Annotated in this window: 11 protein-coding genes; 7 read left to right on the forward strand and 4 right to left on the reverse strand. The window is 38.4% G+C overall.

All coding sequences use genetic code 11. The annotated features are described in order from the left end of the window. Positions 1–191: 191 nt before the first annotated feature. On the forward strand, positions 192–2,048 hold the full coding sequence (locus CBI42_RS09590; protein WP_256963709.1) for a hypothetical protein: 1,857 nt from the start codon (positions 192–194) through the stop codon (positions 2,046–2,048). A gap of 447 nt (positions 2,049–2,495) precedes the next feature. Here CBI42_RS09590 and mraY read toward each other — a convergent pair whose 3' ends face one another. From mraY to rsmH, 4 genes are read right to left on the reverse strand one after another with little or no spacing between them, the layout of a single operon-like run. Then, positions 2,496–3,476, reverse strand: coding sequence for a phospho-N-acetylmuramoyl-pentapeptide-transferase (gene mraY / locus CBI42_RS09595; RefSeq protein ID WP_061590473.1), 981 nt, complete (start codon positions 3,474–3,476; stop codon positions 2,496–2,498). A gap of 1 nt (position 3,477) precedes the next feature. After that, positions 3,478–5,730 carry a penicillin-binding protein PBP2X gene (gene pbp2x / locus CBI42_RS09600; RefSeq protein WP_094753866.1) on the reverse strand — a complete coding sequence of 751 codons (2,253 nt, stop codon included), beginning with the start codon at positions 5,728–5,730 and terminating at the stop codon, positions 3,478–3,480. A 3-nt stretch (positions 5,731–5,733) separates the two neighbouring features. Continuing rightward, positions 5,734–6,051, reverse strand: a complete 318-nt coding sequence (gene ftsL / locus CBI42_RS09605) for a cell division protein FtsL (protein WP_000227824.1) — start codon at positions 6,049–6,051, stop codon at positions 5,734–5,736. Positions 6,052–6,060: 9 nt separating this feature from the next. Next, a complete protein-coding gene (gene rsmH / locus CBI42_RS09610) occupies positions 6,061–7,011 on the reverse strand; it encodes a 16S rRNA (cytosine(1402)-N(4))-methyltransferase RsmH (RefSeq protein WP_094753867.1) in 951 nt (316 codons plus the stop codon). A gap of 166 nt (positions 7,012–7,177) precedes the next feature. On the opposite strand from rsmH, the gene CBI42_RS09615 reads away from it, so the two are divergent. From CBI42_RS09615 to CBI42_RS09640, 6 genes are all read left to right on the forward strand, one after another. Then, the gene (locus CBI42_RS09615) at positions 7,178–7,372 is read left to right on the forward strand and encodes a helix-turn-helix transcriptional regulator (RefSeq protein WP_001082470.1); all 195 of its coding nucleotides are present in this window, start codon (positions 7,178–7,180) and stop codon (positions 7,370–7,372) included. 15 nt (positions 7,373–7,387) lie between these two features. Further along, positions 7,388–7,930 (forward strand): DUF3278 domain-containing protein, encoded by a 543-nt coding sequence (locus tag CBI42_RS09620; RefSeq protein ID WP_094753868.1) that lies wholly within the window; start codon positions 7,388–7,390, stop codon positions 7,928–7,930. Positions 7,931–7,940: 10 nt separating this feature from the next. Then, the gene (locus CBI42_RS09625) at positions 7,941–8,267 is read left to right on the forward strand and encodes a hypothetical protein (protein ID WP_094753869.1); all 327 of its coding nucleotides are present in this window, start codon (positions 7,941–7,943) and stop codon (positions 8,265–8,267) included. A 26-nt stretch (positions 8,268–8,293) separates the two neighbouring features. After that, positions 8,294–8,872 (forward strand): DUF3278 domain-containing protein, encoded by a 579-nt coding sequence (locus CBI42_RS09630; protein WP_084861936.1) that lies wholly within the window; start codon positions 8,294–8,296, stop codon positions 8,870–8,872. After that, positions 8,869–9,345 (forward strand): glutathione peroxidase, encoded by a 477-nt coding sequence (locus CBI42_RS09635; RefSeq protein WP_084861938.1) that lies wholly within the window; start codon positions 8,869–8,871, stop codon positions 9,343–9,345. The genes CBI42_RS09630 and CBI42_RS09635 overlap by 4 nt, the downstream gene beginning before the upstream one ends. A gap of 336 nt (positions 9,346–9,681) precedes the next feature. Next, a partial coding sequence (locus CBI42_RS09640) for an alpha-L-fucosidase (protein ID WP_094753870.1) occupies positions 9,682–14,686 on the forward strand: 5,005 nt, incomplete at its 3' end.

Consider the following 14,686-nt stretch of genomic DNA (forward strand, 5'->3'; position numbering starts at 1 on the left):
TTAAAGGTAATTTTGATAGAGAAATAGAAAATTCAAAACAAAATGTCTCTACAACAAATACGATTTTAAAAGATCAATATGAAGAAACTGCTAAATTTGTAGAAAAGATAAATGATTCTGCATCAAAATCATTATCTCAATTTGGAAATAATAATGATACTCAAAAATCAGAAATTAGTAAATTTGAAGATTTGATTTCTAATTACCATAAAATTATTTCTGATTATCGAGATAAAACAAATGGTAAAAAGACCGAATTAGAGAAGCTCCAAACTGAATTAGAAAAAGAGAAGAAAAAAGTAGAGTTATTTTACTTTGGAAAAGAAGGAGTGGATACTAAATCGGATTTAACTTCTGAATCCAAAGCAACGCTTGCAGCACAAATAAACAATAGCCTACAAGTAAAAAATTCTTTACCTGACACTTATCAAGATATGATTCGTTCAACACTATCAGAAACTAGTATCCAAATGTCTGACTACAAAGAATTATTTGCTAAGTTACAGAAATTAAAAGTCTTAACCCCTGATCAAGTTAATGAATATACTTCAAAACTAACTTTAATTGAGAACTATTCTCAATTTGATAAAAAATTTACACCTATAACCGGCTTGCCTAGTTTTGAATTTTTAACAACAGAAAATGATAAATTAGACAAAATTACCGAAGAAATCCCTATCACAGTTAAACTTCCTCAAGCAGGGCAAGAAACTGCTACAACAGAGATTTCTTCCCCTATTTCAACTACCCCAAGTGATGCTTCCTCTTTAAATGTAGAATCAAAACCTGAAATCTCTAATGCATCAACTGAAACAAAAACATCAGCCGAAACAAAAACATCAGCCGAAACAAAAACATCAGCCGAAACAAAAGCATCAGCCGAAACAAAAACATCAACTGAAACAAAATACATATCACCTAAGGCTAAAATTTCAGTTACCGGAGATGCTAAATTAGTAAATGGTGAACAGGTTATTGCTGATGATAAGACCTATAACTTGACCATTTCCTATACTTTTGAGCCACATTATGGAAAAAATGATATATCTTTTGAGATACACATCGGAGACACAATAATCCCTATAAAACAGACCATCTATCGTAGTGATAAAGAGGAATCAGATGTACTTGTTAAAAAGGATTTAACACATATTTTTGATAAATTAAGTAAAATTAATCAAGCTGCAGGAATGATTAAAGCAATCTATGGAAATCCAAACAGTAGCTCTATAAACTTTTCTGCTTTATCACCTGATTCAGTTTATAATATGTATGGTAATATCAATCGTGAAGATATTGAATCGCAACTTTCAAATAAACAAATCACACAATTTAAACAATCTGGTCTTGAATTACTCGACGAAATTCAAGGGACTTCAAATTCGTTAAGAAAAATAACAAGTGAAATACCAAAATTGAATGAAGCAGATTTACCAAATGATTATTTCAAAGTGGAAATCACAGATTTAACAAATTGGTATAATGCATCAATTAAATCTTTATCAGAAGAATATAAGGTATGGAAAGGAACAAAAGAAAAACAACTTGAAACTACAAATTCAACTTCTGAATCAAACAACAATCAATTAAAGGTTAAAATTTATACACCTGAGCAACTGTATAAATCTATTGAATCACTAGTTACTATCACTTCTGATAGTTCAAAAATAACTAACAAGAATCATGAAGCTGTTGGAACAATGAAGGATCAATTCACTCAATTTAATAGCCAAGTTAAAACGATTAAAGATAATATCGACCGCACTGTTTCAACAACAAACGAATTGATTACTACTGAAGCAAATGTTATTCAAGGAAATAGAAATTATGCAGATTCCTTCAAAACTGTTATGAAAAATATCCGTGATGGAGGAACCACTAACCAAAATGTTATGAGTTTCTTATCAAATCCTATAGAAACCAAAAAAGAAACTTATGCTACGCCTATTTCTGTAGAAAACAACAGATTATGGGTAATTGTTGCTGTTGTTGTTTCTGGAATTACATCAGCTGGAATTACCTACTGGTTAACAAAGGAGAAAAAATAATTTCTTTATAAAAATATAATCATGACCACCCGCATAGCGGGTGGTTTTTTGTCTCGCACCTAGAGGAGCGAGACGGACTAATCGTCACATAATAAAAAAAGAGAGAATCACACTGATTCTCTCTTTTAGTCTATCATGATATTAAATATTTCAGTTTTAAATTTTTTGAAATTTAGTACAATGAACTCTTCACTTTCTTGAATTTCTGTTGCAAGATTCCAACTAAATATACCCTGATGATAATAATGTTACTCAATCATTTTTTAGATTTTCTAAAAAAATCGGACATTAGACACATTCTATTACTTAACTCGTATTATACCTTGAATAAGTATCTTATATCATTATTTTAGAAATTTTTATTCCTTTATATTATCTACTAGACTATCTGTATACGTTACCATCGTCCGTTTTCGTGTCATACAATCGAAACACTAAATTATTTTTTTACAGTAGGTATAAAATTGCTAGGGTCAAGAGACTTGCTAATAGCCCCACTCCCCAAAAGAAGAAGTCGACCTTCCACTCGCTCCAAGGACTTCCCTTACCAGACAATCCTCCAAGCTCAAAATGATGATGCACAGGCGTCATACGAAAAATACGTTTACCACCTGTCAGTTTGAAATAACTGACTTGCATCATAACCGAAGTTGTTTCAAAGACATAAACAATTCCGATAATCAAGAGAGTCCATTCTTGGTGGAGGGCCATAGAGATAGCTGCCAGCATTCCACCTAAGGCCAAACTTCCCACATCCCCCATAAAGACTTTAGCAGGCTTATGGTTAAAGACGAAGAAACCAAGCAAACCACCAATCATGGCAAGAATCACTAGAAGGATATCCATCTGACCTTGCACATAGGCAATAACTCCATAGGCAGACAAGCTAATCACAACGGAAATACTAGCTAGACCGTCAATACCATCTGTCAAGTTGACTGCGTTTGAAAAACCGACTAGCCAGAAAAGAGCGAAGATAATATAGAAAATCCCTAAATGCACTTGGTAGCCAAAGACAGAGAGCATATCGCCCCCACGCTCATAAAAAAGGTAGAAAATGACGCCACCTAGCAGCTGAAGAGCCAATTTCTGTTTGGGATTAAGGCCCTCATTGATTTTACGGAAGACCTTGAGGAAGTCATCTAAAAAACCAACCAAACCATACAAGACCAAAATAAACAAAACCATACCAACATTATTGGTCAATTGTTTTGAAAAAAGAGCGACGAGGAAACTCACCACAACTGCAGCAATGAGGAAAACAAGTCCCCCCATTGTAGGAGTCCCAGCTTTTGCCTGGTGCTGTTTGACATCCTCATGCATCTGCTGGCCTGTAATTTGCGCCTTTCTATAAAATTGGATAAAGGCCGGAATTCCTACTAAAGTTAGTAAAAATGTCACAATTCCAGCACTGATGGAACTAATCATGTTAATCTCCTAAAGTTAATTTAATTTTTTTAATGTTTTTGATAGCTGTATTGGTCCGAACGTCTTGCTTTTGGACGACGGAACCTGAACCTTCAAATTCTAGCTCAATATCCAACCATTTAGCAAAGGCCTCAGCAGTCTCTTTTTTCCAGCCATACATATCTGGAATTTCTTCTACCTTATCCGATAAAAGGAGAACTTGTTGGTTTGGTGCAAGATTTTTTCCTTCTTCTACAGAAGTCTCTTTAATCTTTGTTCCAGTACCAACAACGATTGGTTGCACAATATTTCGACGTAAGGCTTCCGCCAAATCACCAGGTGAAATATCCTTGATGCTAGGCATTGCATACGAAGATTCTGTCGTCACTTGATCTAAATTCTTAGCTGGAGATTGAAGGTTCAGAGATTCTTTCATCGCTGAAGCCCGCTCCAAGATTGGATTGGAAAACTCTCCCAACTGGGCAGCTGAATAATGCTCAGGCTGTTGAACCGTTACATACAAGATAAAATCAGGATTTTCAGCAGGATTCATAGTCACAACTGAGAAAATATAATTGGTAGAACCAACCAAGTATCCTCCATTTTTCTCATCAGCGATTTGAGCCGTACCGGATTTAACTGCTACATTTTGTCCAGGAACTGTTATAATTGGCTTTCCTGTGTAGTGATTATACATAGTTCCATATAGAGGGTCCGTCCCAACTAATATCATGTTAGTACGAGTCAAGCTTGCTGCATCTTCAGATACAGGTTTTCCTACAATCTCTTTTTGAGACTTTCGTACAGACTGATTGTTAGTATCATAAATAGCACTTATAAATTTTGGCTCCAGCATAACTCCATCATTAGCAATAGCTGTAAAGGCACGAAGCATTTGTGTTTGTGTTACTGAAATCCCTTGACCAAATGAGCTTTGAGCAATATTGACAATATTATCAGCTGGAAGTTGACCAGCGTATTCATCTGTCAAGCCAAAGCGAGTTGGGACCCCAAATTTAAAGCGGTTTAGATAATCCAACCAAGTAGTATCTCCCATTTTTTGTTCAAGTAGACTCATTCCAACATTACTGGAGTGAGCGAAACCTTGTGAGAAAGTCATCATCCTACCAGTAGTCAAACCATCATTAACATCCCAATCTCGAATCGTCGCATCCGCTATTTTTAATTCACTGCTATTGAAGTATTCTCCACTTGGGAAGGTATTATTATCAATAGAAGAAGCTAACGTCATAACCTTCATGGTTGATCCTGGTTCATAGTTACTTTGATAAAGAATATCACGCCAAACAAAGTCCTCAGTGATTCCTTCTTTAGTATCTGCATTAAAGGTAGGTCGTTGGGTGGTAGCGAGGATTTCACCGGTCTTTGCACTGACCAAGGTCGCGGTCATGTACTTACCTTTTACTTTTTCTAGAAAGGCATCCATCTGAGTTTCCATGAAAGATTGTAGCGGACTAGACAATGTTGTATAAACATCCTTGCCATCCACAGTTTGTTGCGATACCAGTTCTGTACCTGGTACGATATTTCCTACACGGTCTTTTTCATAGGTAATAATACCGTCTGTCCCAGCTAGAATGGTATTTAAAGAACTCTCCAAACCAGAAGTCCCTAACAAACTCTTACTACCATCCTCATTTTCATGAAGTTGGGCTAAGCCAATAAAGCTAGAAGCAAATTGTCCATTTGGATAGCTTCTGTTAGGGCTAGTTGTAAAGTCAATCCCTTCCACACTAGCATCTTTCAAATCTTTTTTAATAGCCATCATATTGGCATATGTAATCCCATTTCCTTTTGCACCAAAGGAAACTTGGGTCAGATTTGGTTGAGCTAATTGCTCTTTCACATAAGCTTCATCCATGTCTAAATACTTATGGAAGACTTCAGCTACCTTATTAAACTGCGAATCCTCTACATAAAGAATTTTTCCAGTTGCTGACTTGTATTTTTTATCAATAACAGCATAGACGTTATAAGAGGTCGCATCTTCAGCGATAGGCACTCCATTTCGGTCATAGATAGTTCCGCGTTTGGCAGGTACTGTTCGGGTTGTTTGGTGAACCTTTTTAGCTTCTTTTACCAAGTCAGTACCAAATATATTACCTTTCGCGATAATATAAGCAAAATTGGCCAAAAAGATGCCAAAAAGGGCAACCGCCACAAAGCTGAGGTACTTACCAACTATCCTACGGTTTTTTGCTGGAGATTTACGATTTTTTATCGCAAATCGGGTTATTTTTTCTGTCCATTTCATATCTTACTCCGCTGTTCGGATATTTTCATTATTCAATTTCAAATCTTTTTTATCTGCAATCTCTTTCAAACGCTCTGAACGAATCAATTCATTCACTTCCTGCTTGGCATCGTCGAGCTCTGTTTTCTTCTCCTCTATCTGCGCATTGATTTTTGTCAAATCACTTTGCACTTGCAAAAGTCGTGTCTGCATAAAGATGATACTCACTGCTAAAACGAGAGCTGTAAATGCGATGGAAAGATAAAAAGCCTTCTCCACACGGGAGAATTTTTTTATACGATTCTGCAAGAATTGACTGGTTGTTTCTTTCTTATCTACCATTTTTTCCTCTTACTTGTGAATTTTTCTGGCCACGCGCAACTTGGCTGAGTGCGAGCGGTTATTGGCTTCTAATTCTTCTGCACTTGGCAAGATTGGCTTACGGGATACCAATTCCATCTTGGGCTTGAGATCATCTGGGATGAAAGGTAAACCTTTGAGAACTTCAACCGTTGAAGCCTCCTTGAACAATTGCTTGGTCAAGCGGTCTTCCAAGGAATGAAAGGTAATCACTGAGATTCTACCATCTAGAGCCAACATCTCCATAGCCTGCTGGATAGATTCATCTGCTGCTCCCAGTTCATCATTGACTTCAATCCGAACAGCTTGGAAAATCTGCTTGGCAGGATGACCCTTCTTCTTGAGCTCCTTGGCAGGCTTAGCAGACTTAATAATCTCTGCCAACTCAGTCGTTGTCTCGATTGGCTTGACTTCACGTGCTTGTTCAATCTTACGGGCAATCTGTTTAGAGAATTTGTCCTCGCCATATTTGAAGAAAATACGAACCAAGTCATGATAGTCATAGTGGTTCACCACTTCATAGGCTGTCAGACTAGCTTCCTGATTCATCCGCATGTCCAGTGGCGCATCCTTTTTATAAGAAAAACCACGCTCACGCTGGTCCAATTGAGGACTAGACACTCCCAAGTCATAACAAATTCCATCAATTTCCTGAACACCAGCTTCGCGCAAACGTGCCTGTAAATGACGGAAGTTATCCTTTATAAAAGTCACCATCCCCTTTTCAATGTAAGGTGCCAAACGTTTTTGCGCATTGTCAATGGCATTCTGGTCCTGGTCAAAGGCATAGAGATGGCCTTTTTCACTTAATTTACTTAATAAATATTCGCTATGGCCTGCTCCACCCAAGGTCGCATCAACGTAAACACCGTCAGGTTTCACATCAAGCATATCAATCGTTTCGTGGAGTAAGACCGTTACATGATGAAATTCTTTTGTCATATCCTATCTATTTTACCACAAATCCGACCAGCTTGCACTAGTCAGACAAATAGGGCAAAAACAAGTAAGATTTCTTTAAGAAATATGTCAAATATGCTTGACATCTATTTCATAGAAGAATATAATATAGTCAAATATATACGACATGAATCAGAAAGGAGACCAGATGAATCGTGTGAAAGAATTTCGCAAGGAACTGGGCATTTCCCAGCTCGAACTCGCCAAGGATATCGGTGTCTCGAGACAAACCATCAATATGATTGAGAACGACAAGTACAATCCAACTCTGGAACTCTGTCTCAATCTCGCCCGCAGCCTCCAAACTGACCTCAACAGTCTCTTTTGGGAGGATGATTTTTAAAAAAGGAGCCAACACATGAAAAAAGAAACCTTCACTGAAAAACTGATCAAGCGCACATACGGTATTTCTGATCCACTTGACGAATACAAACGACGCGAGGCAGACCGTATAGGTAACCAAGTCTTTATCGTCCTCTTTTATCTGATGATTTTCGGAAATCTTATTCCACTCCTTCTGGCCTATAAATACCCTCAAGAAGTGGCTCTAATCTATCCTCCTCTGATTTTAGTGATTGCCCTCATCGCTGCTAGCTATCTCACCTACCAAATGCAAAAAACAGGCATCACAGCTATTGATCCAGATATGCTGAGTGAGAAAGAAAGTAAGCAATTACATTACCCAGGTCTGAAAGCAGGTTTGTTCTTTGGTCTATGGATGTTTTTTATAACTCCTCTTCTCAGTATACTCATAGGTGACAGTCAGGACTATTTTCATTCTCTTCTCACTATAAGAAATGGAGTATCAAGCATTCTCGGTTCTATCTTCTTCGGAGCGAGCATACAGTTCCTCATCTCCCGTCGCATCGCAAAAACTAAGAAAGATCAAGATGAGGATTAGGAGGTGCCCTATGAAATCATTACTAACTTTACTTACCTATCATCTTTTGTTCAGTTCTCTGTTCATCTTCATCATCGTTTCAGGGAACTTGCCAATCTACGATATAGTCTTCCTTCCAGTCTTTGTTCCAGCCCTCAACAAAGGATTGACTTATCTAAAGATCGACTCCCAAAAAACGCGCATACTCAACTTAGCACTATTCTTTATGATTCTATCCTTACCACAACTGACGCTCATTTCAAGCAATTGGAAATATTATATACTGTTCACTATCGCTATCCTTTCTTCTATCACTTATCTTTATTATCTCTATCAATTCGTAAAAGAAAGTCAGTAAAGACGCTCATTTAGGAGGTTACTAGCATGAAAAAAGAAGACTTAACCACTCGCCTACTTCGAAATTTTTTTCATATCCAAGGGCCTTTTGATGAATGCCGTCAAGAGGTTATCTACAAGGCTTGCGCCCGTTCCATGATCCAAATCTTTTACTCTTCCTTCATTCTCTTCCTATTCTATATTTTGTTCGGAAGCTTTATAGAAATTGTTCGAAATGTTATGCCCTACATCTATTTTGGACTCATTTTGTTCATGAGTATAAAAGCTCAAAAAGCCGTCCAAGAGCTTCATCTTGAAAAGGATGACAAATCAGAAATCATCCTCAAAACCTACAGCAAAACCCAAATCAAATTTAGGAGTTGGATTGTGTTTATCGGTATTCAGATTGGCTTCTTTACCTTACTCATCTTTCATAAAGTCTTCGTTCAGCAGATGTCCCTTTCAGATTTTATGAAGCTCCTCATGCAATTCGATAAAAGTGGTCCTTTCCTGATGTATGGCCTGATTATCGGTAGCATTTTTGGAACCCTGACCTACGGATTTCTATCACTACAGGAGGAGAAAACTCCTAAAAATACCAAACAGAAGGAGAAAAGCAAGCAATGACTTCACTATACGATTTTTCAGTCTTGAACCAAGACCATCAAGAAACTCCACTAGAGACCTATCGTGGTAAGATTCTCTTGGTTGTCAACACTGCTACTGGATGTGGTTTAACGCCCCAGTACCAAGGTCTCCAAGAACTCTATGACCGCTATCAAGAACAAGGTTTTGAGATTTTAGACTTCCCTTGCAATCAGTTTATGGGACAAGCACCAGGTAGTGCAGAGGAAATCAACGCCTTCTGTAGCCTACATTATCAGACCAGCTTCCCACGTTTTGCCAAGATCAAGGTCAACGGTAAGGAAGCAGATACTCTCTATGTTTGGTTGAAAGAACAAAAATCTGGTCCACTAGGAAAACGAATCGAATGGAATTTCGCTAAGTTTCTCATCGGTCGAGATGGGCAGGTCTTTGAACGCTTCTCTTCAAAAACAGACCCAAAACAAATTGAAGAGGCGATACAAAAATTACTCTGACTTTTTTTTGAATACATTCTTTCATTCAGTTTAATTCTTGAAAGGATGTATTTTTTTCTTTAAAAAGTGAAAGAATTTCTTTAAATTAGGTTTACTTTCTCTATTGCATTTCTTGGAACAATTTAGTATATTTGTTATGTTAAGGTTTTTAGGTTATTTTAAAGATTAAGATAACAATTTTAATTTTTTTATTCTAAAATGAAAGCGCTTAAACAGAGGGGGTAATTAGTCTCAAACTATTGCACAAAATCTAACTATCGCTAAAGAAAATCGTTTCCAAGTCATACTTGGGCTCAGACAGTAGCTGACTGTCTTGATTCAAACTAGGAGTACATTATGAATCGATACCTTTTTGAAAAAGAGCAAACTTTTAGCATCAGAAAATTAACCGTTGGAGTTGCTTCGGTTATGGTCGGACTCGCTTTTTTTGCATCTGGTACAGCACTAGCTGACGAAGCAAAAATTGAAGCTATAAGCTCTCAACCAAATGTAGAAAAATTGGCCGAAGTTGAAAAAACCAAACCAGAAGTCAAAAATGAAAGTCCTGTAATTTCTACACCTCAAGAGTCAGAGAAAGCAGAGAAAGCAGAAAAAACTGTTAAACCAGTAGAAGAGAAGACTGTAGCAGAAACTAAAACTACTGACTTGCTTCCTGAAGAAATCCACGATCAAGCTTATCCTGATGCACCCGTGAAAAACATAGATACTTCAGCAATCGTAGACAAGAAGGATAGTCCTAAAGTTGAGACAGAAAGCATTCTAAAAAACAAGGAAGAACTTCCAAAAGAAGCTGAAAATGGTAATCGTGCAATTATCAACGGTGGTCTAGATTTGAAGCACGTCCCTTATGAAGGACAACCTGCTACTGCTGCTAGTATGATTTACACTATTTACAATGGTGGTTCCCAACGCTATATCGTGTCTGGTTCTGGTATTTTTGTGGCACCAAATGTCATCTTGACTGTTGCCCACAACTTTTTAGAATCAAACCGTGATACAAAAGAAGGACATATTCGAGGCGGAGATTCTGCTAAGTTCTACTATAACCTCGGTTCTAATTCTGCTGTTCGCAATTCTCAGCCTGTAACGGGTAATACTACTCTATTCAAAGAAGAAGATATTCATTTTTGGAACAAGAAAGAATTTGGAAAAGGATATCAAAATGACTTGGCTGCTGTTGTAGCACCTGTTCCTCTTCAAATCGCTAGTCCAAATAAAGCTGCTACCTTTGTTCCCTTGGCAGAAAATAAAACCTATCAACCTGGGGACCCTGTTAGCACGATTGGATATCCAACTGATTCAAGCTCACCTGAGCTCAAAAAACCAATTGTAGCTGGTCAACTTTACAAGGCTGATGGTGTCGTGAAATCTGTTGATAATTATGATGATAAAGGCTCAAAAGGCATCACCTATCATATGACTTCTGTTTCAGGCCTTTCAGGTGCTGGTATTATCAACGGTGATGGTAAAGTAGTCGGTGTTCACCAACACGGCACAATTGAAAACGGCATCCCTGACAAAGACCGCTTCGGTGGCGGAATCGTCCTCTCACCCGAGCAAGTAAAATGGGTAAAAGATATTATCGCTAAATATGGTGTCAAAGGTTGGTACCAAGGTGATAATGGGAAACGATATTACTTTACTCCTGAAGGAGAAATGTTCAGAAATAAAACTGCTGTTATTGGCGAAAATCAATATTCTTTCGATGAAAATGGTGTTGCGACACTCATTAAAGGAATCGATTACGGACGTGTAGTTGTTCAACACGTAGATGAAACTGGTAATCCAATCAAAACTGATGATACTTTTGTTGAAAAAACTGAAGTTGGAACAGCTTTTGATTATAACTTCAAAAAAGAAATCGCTAAGACTGACTTCTATACAAAAAATCAAGAGAAATACCAGATTGTCTCTATTGATGGCGTCGAAATCAACAAACAACTCAAAGATGAGTGGACCTACAACGTCGTCAGCAAAACAGCTCCAGGAACACGGGTCATCAAGGTGGTTTATAAAGTGAATAAAGGTTCATTTGCCATTCATTATCGTTTGAAAGGCTCAGAGCAAGAATTAGCAGATGTTGTTACTGATAATAATGACGGAAAAGAATACGATGTTTCATTTGTAAACACTTTTGAAGCAAAAGAAATCGCAGGCTACCGCGCAATCACTCCACGCTTAGAAGCCAGCATCCAGCACAAGGGTGTGAATGATGTTGTCTTTGAATACGAAAAAATCTCTGATAGCTCTAATCCGACTTCAACTGTTTTACCTGCTGCTCATCCAGAAGATAAGGAAACAGAAATTGGAAATCACGGTCCCCTTCCAAGCAAGGCTCAACTTGATTATCACAAGGAAGAATTAGCCGCCTTCATCCACTATGGTATGAATACTTATACTAATTCTGAGTGGGGACATGGAAATGAAGATCCTAAAAACTTCAATCCAACTAACTTAGATACAGATCAATGGATCCGTACTCTAAAGGAAACTGGCTTTAAACGAACTATTATGGTTGTCAAACACCACGATGGTTTCGTTATTTACCCATCTAAATATACAAATCATACCGTAGCTGCAAGTCCATGGAAAGATGGAAAGGGTGACCTTTTAGAAGAAATCTCTAAATCGGCTACTAAATACGATATGAACATGGGTGTTTACCTATCACCATGGGATGTTAATAGCCCTAAATATAAGGTAGCTACTCAAAAAGAATACAACGAATACTACCTCAATCAACTAAAAGAAATCCTTGGTAATCCAAAATACGGTAATAAGGGTAAATTTATCGAAGTTTGGATGGATGGAGCACGCGGTAGCGGTGCCCAAAAAGTAACCTACACTTTTGATGAGTGGTTCAAATACATCAAGGAAGCTGAAGGAGATATCGCTATCTTCTCTGCCGAACCAACAAGTATCCGTTGGATTGGAAATGAGCGTGGTATCGCCGGTGACCCTGTATGGCATAAGGTCAAGAAAGCAAACATCACCGAAAATGTTAAGAACGAATACCTTAACCACGGTGACCCTGACGGAGATATGTACTCTGTAGGAGAAGCAGATGTTTCCATCCGCTCTGGCTGGTTCTACCACGATAACCAGCAACCAAAATCCCTCAAAGAATTGATGGATATCTACTTCAAGTCTGTTGGTCGTGGAACGCCACTTCTTCTCAACATTCCACCAAACAAAGAAGGTAAATTCGCAGATGCTGACGTGGCTCGCTTGAAAGAATTCAAAGCGACTCTAGATCAAATGTATGCGACTGACTTTGCCAAAGGTGCAACTGTAACAGCAAGTTCGACTCGTCAGAACCATCTCTACAAGGAAAGCCACCTGACTGATGGTAAAGACGATACCAGCTGGGCACTTTCAAATGATGCTACAACTGGTAGTTTCACAGTTGATTTAGGACAAAAGAGACGCTTTGACGTTGTTGAACTAAAAGAAGATATTGCTAAAGGACAACGTATTTCTGGATTCAAAATTGAAGTCGAAATCAACGGACGCTGGGTTCCATATGGTGAAGGTTCAACCGTAGGCTATCGTCGTTTGATCCAAGGTCAACCTGTAGAAGCACAAAAAATCCGAGTTACGATTACTGGCTCACAAGCCACACCAATCCTAACCAACTTCTCAGTCTATAAAACTCCAAGCACTATCGAAAAGAATGATGGATATCCTCTTGGACTAGAATACCACTCAAATACAACAGCTGACAAAGAAGGTACAACTTGGTACAACGAGTCAGAAGGTATTCGCGGTACTTCTATGTGGACCAACAAGAAAGACGCCAAAGTCACCTATCGTTTCACAGGAACCAAGGCTTACGTCGTATCAACAGTAGATCCAAACCATGGTGAAATGTCTGTATACGTGGATGGTCAAAAAGTTGCAGATGTACAAACCAAGAACAGTAGCCGTAAACGTAGCCAAAAAGTTTACGAAACTGGTGATTTAGCACCTGGAGAACACACTATTACTCTCGTTAACAAAACAGGTGAACCTATTGCTACAGAAGGAATCTACACTCTAAACAATAACAGCAAGGGTATGTTTGAGCTTGAAGCAACTTCTTACGATGTCGAAAAAGGAAAACCTGTTACTGTTACAATTAAGCGTGTTGGTGGAAGCAAGGGAGCTGCTACTGTTCGCTTCATCACAGAACCTGGAACAGGTGTTCACGGTAAGGTTTACCAAGATACAACTCAAGATGTGACCTTTGCAGATGGCGAAACAGAGAAAACTGTTACCATTCCAACTATCGACTTCACCGAACAAGCTGACTCAATCTTTGATTTCAAAGCAAAACTCACTTCTGTTTCTGATGGCGCTCTACTCGGTTTTGCTACCGACGCAACTATTCGAGTAATGAAGGCTGATTTATTGAAGAAAGATCAGACAAATTACGACGACCAAGCTAGCCAATTAGATTACAGTCCTGGCTGGAGACACGAAACCAACTCTTCTGGCAAATACCAAAACACTGAATCATGGGTATCATTTGGACATCTGACAGAGGATCAGAAGAAAAAGACAACTGCAACTGCTTATTTCTATGGTACTGGTTTAGAAATCAAAGGATTTGTTGACCCAGGTCATGGTATCTACAAGGTCTTCTTAGATGGCAAAGAAGTTCCTTACCAAGACGGCATGGGAAATGCGTCGACTATTGAGGGCAAGAAATACTTTAGCGGTCACGCTGCTCAACGTCAAGGCAATCAAACTCTGGTTAGCCTAAAAGGTCTTGATGAAAACTTGCACGCAGTCACCCTTCAACTAGATCCTGATCGAAACGATTTGTCTCGAAACATCGGTATCCAGGTGGATCAATTCATCACTCGTGGTGAAGGAAGTGAACTCTACAGCAAAACACAAATCCTTCAATCTCTCTCTAAATGGAAAGACGACTTATCTAACTTTGATCCAAGTGGTTTGAAAAATACAGCAACTGCACGCCAAGCGTTCAAGTCTAATCTTGATAAACTCACTGCACAATTAAGTTCTGATACTGTAAATGTACAAGATGTGATGTCAACAGTCACTGCTTTGCAAGATATTCTTAGCAAAGACGAAAATTACCGAAAACCTGGAGACGAAACAAGTCCAGAACAACCAGTTGAACCAAAACAACCGGAACAGCCTGAAATCAATTACGATAAGGCTATGACTAGCTTGACTGAAGCTATCAAGAAAAAAGTGGCTGAGCTTGGTGCCAACAACGATGCTAAGAAGAGATTAGTTGAAATTACTGATAAAGCAATCGCAGCTATCCAAGAAGCCAAGACTCAAGAAGACGTCAACAAAGCCCTCAATAACGCTCTTGAACAAATCAAGC

This window comes from Streptococcus sp. KR, assembly GCF_002238115.1.
Lineage (GTDB): Bacteria > Bacillota > Bacilli > Lactobacillales > Streptococcaceae > Streptococcus.

Bases quoted from the DNA above. Each gene is read 5' to 3' on its own strand.
- mraY (WP_061590473.1), bottom strand. From the start codon at position 3,476: ATGATTAGTTCCATCAGTGCTGGAATTGTGACATTTTTACTAACTTTA.
- pbp2x (WP_094753866.1), bottom strand. From the start codon at position 5,730: ATGAAATGGACAGAAAAAATAACCCGATTTGCGATAAAAAATCGTAAA.
- ftsL (WP_000227824.1), bottom strand. From the start codon at position 6,051: ATGGTAGATAAGAAAGAAACAACCAGTCAATTCTTGCAGAATCGTATA.
- rsmH (WP_094753867.1), bottom strand. From the start codon at position 7,011: ATGACAAAAGAATTTCATCATGTAACGGTCTTACTCCACGAAACGATT.
- CBI42_RS09615 (WP_001082470.1), top strand. From the start codon at position 7,178: ATGAATCGTGTGAAAGAATTTCGCAAGGAACTGGGCATTTCCCAGCTC.
- CBI42_RS09620 (WP_094753868.1), top strand. From the start codon at position 7,388: ATGAAAAAAGAAACCTTCACTGAAAAACTGATCAAGCGCACATACGGT.
- CBI42_RS09625 (WP_094753869.1), top strand. From the start codon at position 7,941: ATGAAATCATTACTAACTTTACTTACCTATCATCTTTTGTTCAGTTCT.
- CBI42_RS09630 (WP_084861936.1), top strand. From the start codon at position 8,294: ATGAAAAAAGAAGACTTAACCACTCGCCTACTTCGAAATTTTTTTCAT.
- CBI42_RS09635 (WP_084861938.1), top strand. From the start codon at position 8,869: ATGACTTCACTATACGATTTTTCAGTCTTGAACCAAGACCATCAAGAA.